This window comes from Pseudonocardia sp. SID8383 (assembly GCF_009864975.1).
Lineage (GTDB): Bacteria > Actinomycetota > Actinomycetes > Mycobacteriales > Pseudonocardiaceae > Pseudonocardia > Pseudonocardia alni.
The window spans coordinates 1-5,680 of sequence record NZ_WWFY01000754.1 but is presented as its reverse complement, the minus strand read 5'-3'; the positions used below and the strand labels follow the sequence as shown (position 1 = coordinate 5,680).

General features: G+C 74.2%; 4 protein-coding genes and 1 pseudogene. All 5 read left to right on the top strand.

Annotated elements, in window-relative coordinates:
- Nucleotides 1-495 (top strand): annotated as a pseudogene (locus GTW08_RS18255) (TIGR02569 family protein); the annotation flags it as partial.
- A gap of 1 nt (nt 496) precedes the next feature.
- The gene (locus GTW08_RS18250; protein ID WP_337826529.1) at nt 497-1,306 is read left to right on the top strand and encodes an NAD-dependent epimerase/dehydratase family protein; all 810 of its coding nucleotides are present in this window, start codon (nt 497-499) and stop codon (nt 1,304-1,306) included.
- Between the two features lie 131 nt (nt 1,307-1,437).
- The gene (locus GTW08_RS18245) at nt 1,438-2,811 is read left to right on the top strand and encodes a nitrate/nitrite transporter (RefSeq protein WP_073578324.1); all 1,374 of its coding nucleotides are present in this window, start codon (nt 1,438-1,440) and stop codon (nt 2,809-2,811) included.
- A 3-nt stretch (nt 2,812-2,814) separates the two neighbouring features.
- On the top strand, nt 2,815-4,962 hold the full coding sequence (locus GTW08_RS18240) for a molybdopterin oxidoreductase family protein (RefSeq protein ID WP_083659137.1): 2,148 nt from the start codon (nt 2,815-2,817) through the stop codon (nt 4,960-4,962).
- 271 nt (nt 4,963-5,233) lie between these two features.
- Nucleotides 5,234-5,680: FAD-dependent oxidoreductase (locus GTW08_RS18235; RefSeq protein ID WP_161152268.1), on the top strand; the 447-nt coding region annotated here is incomplete at its 3' end.

The window sequence follows — 5,680 nt, the reverse complement described above, 5'->3', positions numbered from 1 at the left end:
TCGCTGCGGCTGCACGCCGCCACCGCGACCGTGCTGCGCCCGCGCCTGCTCGACGACCGCGACGACCTGCTGTCCCGGTCCGCGGCCGCTGCGTTCGGCGAGCGCCGCCTGGACCTGCACCCCGAGACCGGCGGCCGGCTGTTCGCCGAGCTCGCCGCGCACCGCCGCACGATCCGGCTCACCCCGCAGGTCGTGCACGGCGAGCTGTTCGGCGCCATGCTGTTCGACCCGACGGGGCGGCCCGCGGTGCTCGACCTCGTGCCGTTCTGGCGGCCCGCGGAGTGGGCGGCGGCGGTCGTCGTCGTCGACGCGGTCGCCTGGGGCGGTGCCGACGAGGAGCTGATCGAGCGCTGGTCGGAGCTGCCCGAGTGGCCGCAGTCGCTGCTGCGGGCGGTGCTCTACCGGCTGGCCCTGCACGCCCAGCACCCGGACGCGACGACCGAGTCGCTCACCGGGATCGAGCGGGTCGCGAGCCTGGTCAGCCGCCGGCTCTGACGTGGCCGTTCCCAGCACGCTGCTGCTCACCGGCGCCGCGGGGAACATGGGGACGTTGTTACGTCCCCGGCTGGCCCGCGACGGCCGGATCCTGCGCCTGCTCGACACCGCGGAGCTGCAGGCCCGTCCCGGCGAGCAGGTCCGCACCGGCTCGGTGACCGACCCGGACGCGGTCGCCGCCGCGACGGCCGGTGCCGACGCCGTCGTCCACCTCGCCGGGATCAGCGGTGAGGCGGGCTGGGACGACATCCTCGCCGTCAACGTCGAGGGGACCCGCACCGTGCTCGACGCGGCGGTCGCCGCCGGGGTGCGGACCGTCGTGCTCGCCTCCAGCAACCACGCCGCGGGCTTCCGCACCCGCGACGACGGCGTCCCGCTGCCGGCGACCGTCGGGCCCGCCCCGGACACCTACTACGGCTGGTCCAAGCATGCGATGGAGGGGCTGGGCAGGCTCTACCACGAGCGGTTCGGCCTGACCGTGGTCTCCGCGCGGATCGGCAGCTGCTTCGCGCGGCCGTCGAACGCCCGGATGCTCGCGACCTGGCTGTCCCCGGACGACGCCGCCCGCCTGGTCGAGGCGGCCGTCGCCCCCGGCACCCGCGGCCACCACGTCGTGTGGGGCGTGTCGGCCAACACCCGTCGCTGGTGGTCGCCGGCGGAGGGCGCCGCGATCGGCTTCCACCCGCGCGATGACGCCGAGGTCTTCGCCGAGGAGCTCCTCGACGGCGCGGAGCCGGACCCGGCCGACCCGGTGCACCACCGGGTGGGCGGCGCGTTCTGCGACGCCCCGCTCGGCGTCCCGATGCGCTGAGGCGGCTCACAGCCGTCGCGACACCCGTGTGAGATAAGCGTTGCGGGGGTGTCACACGGGGCCACCCGTCGGAAACTGGGGCTCCCTAGCGTCGTCGTCGACGTGACCGCCGGCGATCAGGAGACCGATCCGTGACCACCACCTCTGCCCCGGGGCGCCGCATCGGCGGCCGCTGGATCGACCACTGGGACCCCGAGGACGAGGGGTTCTGGCAGCGCACAGGCTCGGCGATCGCCCGTCGCAACCTGTGGCAGTCGATCTTCTCCGAGCACATCGGCTTCTCGATCTGGACCATCTGGTCGGTCCTGGTGCTGTTCATGGGGCCCGAGTACGGGTTCACCGCGGCGCAGAAGTTCTTCCTGGTCGCCGTACCCACGCTGGTCGGGTCGATCCTGCGGCTGCCCTACACCTTCGCCGTCGCCCGCTTCGGCGGCCGCAACTGGACGATCTTCGCGGCGTCGTTGCTGATCGTGCCCACGATCCTGGCGATGGTCGTGCTGGAGCCGGGCGTGTCGTACACGACGCTGCTGGTCGTCGCCGCGGTCGCCGGGGTCGGCGGCGGCAACTTCGCGTCGTCGATGGCGAACATCAACGCGTTCTTCCCGGAGAAGGAGAAGGGCTGGGCGCTGGGGCTCAACGCCGGCGGCGGCAACCTCGGCGTGCCGGTCGCACAGCTGCTCGGCCTGCTCGTCATCGCCACCCTCGGCGCGGGCTCCCCGCGGGTGCTGCTGGCGGTCTACCTACCGTTCATCGCGATCTCGGCGTTCCTGGCGTGGAAGCGGATGGACAACATCGCCGCGATGTCCAACGACACCGGCGCCTTCACCGAGGCCTGCCGCGACCGCCAGACGTGGATCATGTCGTTCCTCTACATCGGGACGTTCGGATCGTTCATCGGCTACTCGTTCGCCTTCGGCCTGGTCCTGCAGAACCAGTTCGACCGGACGCCGCTGCAGGCCGCCGCGGTCACCTTCATCGGCCCGCTCATCGGGTCGCTGATCCGCCCCTACGGCGGCAAGCTCGCCGACCGGTTCGGCGGCGCGATGGTCACCCTGTGGAACTTCGTCGGCATGGCCGTCGCCACGCTGGTGATCATCTTCGCGTCGGGGATCGAGTCGCTGACGCTGTTCACGATCGGCTTCATCGCCCTGTTCACGCTGTCCGGCGTCGGCAACGGGTCGACCTACAAGATGATCCCGGCGATCTTCACCGGGCGGGCGCGCGTCGCGATCGCCGGGGGCGCGGACCGCGGGACCTCGTTCGACACCGCGCGACGGCTGTCCGGCGCCGTCATCGGCATCGCCGGTGCGGTCGGCGCGCTGGGCGGGCTGTTCATCAACCTCGCCTTCCGTCAGTCGTTCATGACGGTGCAGTCCGGCACGCCCGCGTTCTGGGGCTTCCTGGCCTTCTACGTCCTCTGCATCGGTGTCACCTGGGCCGTGTACCTGCGGCCGCGCCCGGCACTGGCCGGGAGCACCGAGGCCGCCGCGATGGCCCGGGTCTGAGCCGTGGGTCCGGAGGACCGGACCGCCACCCACTGCCCGTACTGCGCCCTGCAGTGCGGGCAGTGGGTCGGCCCGTCCGGCGAGGTCGACGCCCGTGACTTCCCGACCAACGCCGGGGGCATGTGTCAGAAGGGCTGGACCTCCGGCGCTCTGCTCACCCATCCGCAACGCCTGACGTCGCCGCTGGTCAGGACCTCGCGGACGGCCGGTTTCGTCGAGACCGGCTGGGACGACGCGCTCACCGGCGTCGCCGCTCGGCTCGCCGCCCTGCGTGCCGAGTACGGACCAGACTCGGTCGCGGTGTTCGGCGCGGGCGGGCTGACCAACGAGAAGGCCTACCTACTCGGGAAGTTCGCCCGGGTCGCGCTGGGCACCAGCCAGATCGACTACAACGGACGGTTCTGCATGTCCTCGGCGGCCGCCGCGGGCAACCGGGCCTTCGGCGTCGACCGCGGGCTGCCGTTCCCTGTCACCGACCTCGACGACGCCGAGCTGGTCGTCCTCGCCGGCGCGAACGTCGCCGAGACCATGCCGCCCCTGATGTCGCACCTGACCGGCGCGCGCCTGGTCGTCGTCGACCCGCGGCGCACCCCGACCGCGGAGCGTGCGCTCGCCTCCGGCGGGCTGCACCTGGCGCCGCGCCCGGGCACCGACCTGGTACTGGCGCTGGGGATGCTGCACGCCGCCGTCGTCGACGGGCACCTCGACCTGTCCTACGTGGACGACCGGACGACCGGTTTCGACGACGTCTGGGCGATCGCCTCGCAGTGGTGGCCCGAGCGCGCGGAGCGGGTCTGCGGCGTCGCCGCCACCGACATGCGCACCGTCGTGCGCTGGCTCGCGGAGTCCACGCGGCGCTACGTGCTCACCGCGCGCGGTGCCGAGCAGCACGCGCACGGCGTCGACACCGTGACGGCGTGGATCAACCTGTCGCTGGCGCTCGGCCTGCCCGGCCGCCCCGGCTCCGGGTTCGGGACGATCACCGGGCAGGGCAACGGCCAGGGCGGGCGCGAGCACGGACAGAAGTCCGACCAGCTCCCCGGCTACCGGCACATCGCCGACCCGGCCGCCCGCGCGCACGTCGCACGGGTGTGGGGGGTGCCGGAGCCCTCGATCCCCGGGCCCGGCCGCAGCGCGGTCGAGCTCCTCGACGCCCTCGGCCGCCCCGGCGGTCCGCGTGCGCTGCTGGTGTTCGGCTCGAACGTGCTCGTCTCCGCGCCCGACGCCCGCGCCGTCGCCGAGCGGCTCGACGCACTGGATCTGCTCGTCGTCGCCGACGTGCTGCCCGGCGAGACCGCGCTGCGCGCCGACGTCCTGCTCCCCGTCGCCCAGTGGGCGGAGGAGGAGGGGACCATGACGAACCTGGAGGGACGGGTCCTGCGCCGCCGTCGCGCGCTCGCCCCGCCGCCCGGGGTGCGCACCGACCTCGAGGTGATCGCCGCACTGGCCGCGGCCCTCGACGCGCCGGGGGAGTTCCCCGCCGACCCGCGGACCGTGTTCGACGAGCTGCGGCGCGCCTCGGCCGGTGGGATCGCCGACTACGCGGGCGTGTCCTACGACCGGCTCGACGCGGGCGAGGCCCTGCACTGGCCGGTCCCCGCCGACGACCACCCCGGGACCCCGCGGCTGTTCACCGAGCGCTTCGGCCACCCCGACGGACGTGCCCGGATGCTGCCGGTCGACCACGTCGAGCCGGACGAGGGCACGGGCGGCGGCTTCCCGCTGACCGTGACGACCGGGCGGGTGCTGGTGCACTACCAGTCCGGCGCGCAGACCCGGCGGGTCGCTGAGCTGGCGGACGTCGTGCCCGAGGTGTTCGTCGAGGTGCACCCGGACACCGCCGCCCGGCACGGTCTCGCCGACGGCGACCTGGCCGACGTCGTGTCCCGTCGCGGGACGACGACGGCGCGCGTCCGCTGCGTCGCCTCGCTGCGCCCGGACACGGTGTTCCTGCCCTTCCACTTCGGTGGGGCGGGGGCGGCGAACAACGTCACCAACCCGGCCCTGGACCCGGTGAGCCGGATGCCGGAGTTCAAGGTGGCCGCGGTGCGGCTGGAACCCGCCTCGCCGGGCCGGAACCCGTCCGACGGATCCGGGACCGGCACCGCCGCCGAGCTGAGCCCCACCGGCGCGGGTCGGTCCGCGCGCTGATCCGCTGCTCGCGCGCGTCGGGACACGCGCGAGCAGCGGATCACCGCGCGCTCTGCGGATCACCGCGCGGGCGGTGGGCGCCGCCCCCGCTGCGACAGGCGCACCTCGCACGGTCCCGCCCCACCTCGCACACCCTGCAGAGGCTGCGAGGTGGGAGGAACCGCTGCGAGGTCCCGGCTCACGGACGCCGCCCGCCGAGAATGAGGACCTCGTAACGCCCGTGCAACGGCCGGCGTTCTGCCCGTAACCCCCCGTTCCTACCGTCGGTGTCATGAGCAGGCGCGTGGTGGTGATCGGGCACGGCATGGTCGGTGCCCGTTTCGTGGAGGAGGTCCGCCGGCGCGACCCGGACGGCGAGCGGGTGACGCTCACCGTCCTCGGCGCGGAGTCCCGCCCCGCGTACAACCGGGTGCTGCTGTCCACCGTGCTCGCCGGCGGGCTGCGGCCCGCCATGGTCGCGCTGCCCGCCGTCGACGGCGTCGACCTGCAGACCGGCGTCGCGGCGACGGCGCTCGACCGGACCGCGCGCGTCGTCCACGCCGACGACGGCACCGTCCACCCCTACGACGAGCTGGTTCTCGCCACCGGCTGCCGCGCCTGGCTGCCGCCGGCCGACGGTCTCGCCGACCCCGGGGCCCCGGAGGTCCCGGCCCGCGGCGTGAGCCTGTTCCGCGACCTCGACGACTGCGGGCGCATCCTCGCCGCGGCCGCGCCGGGC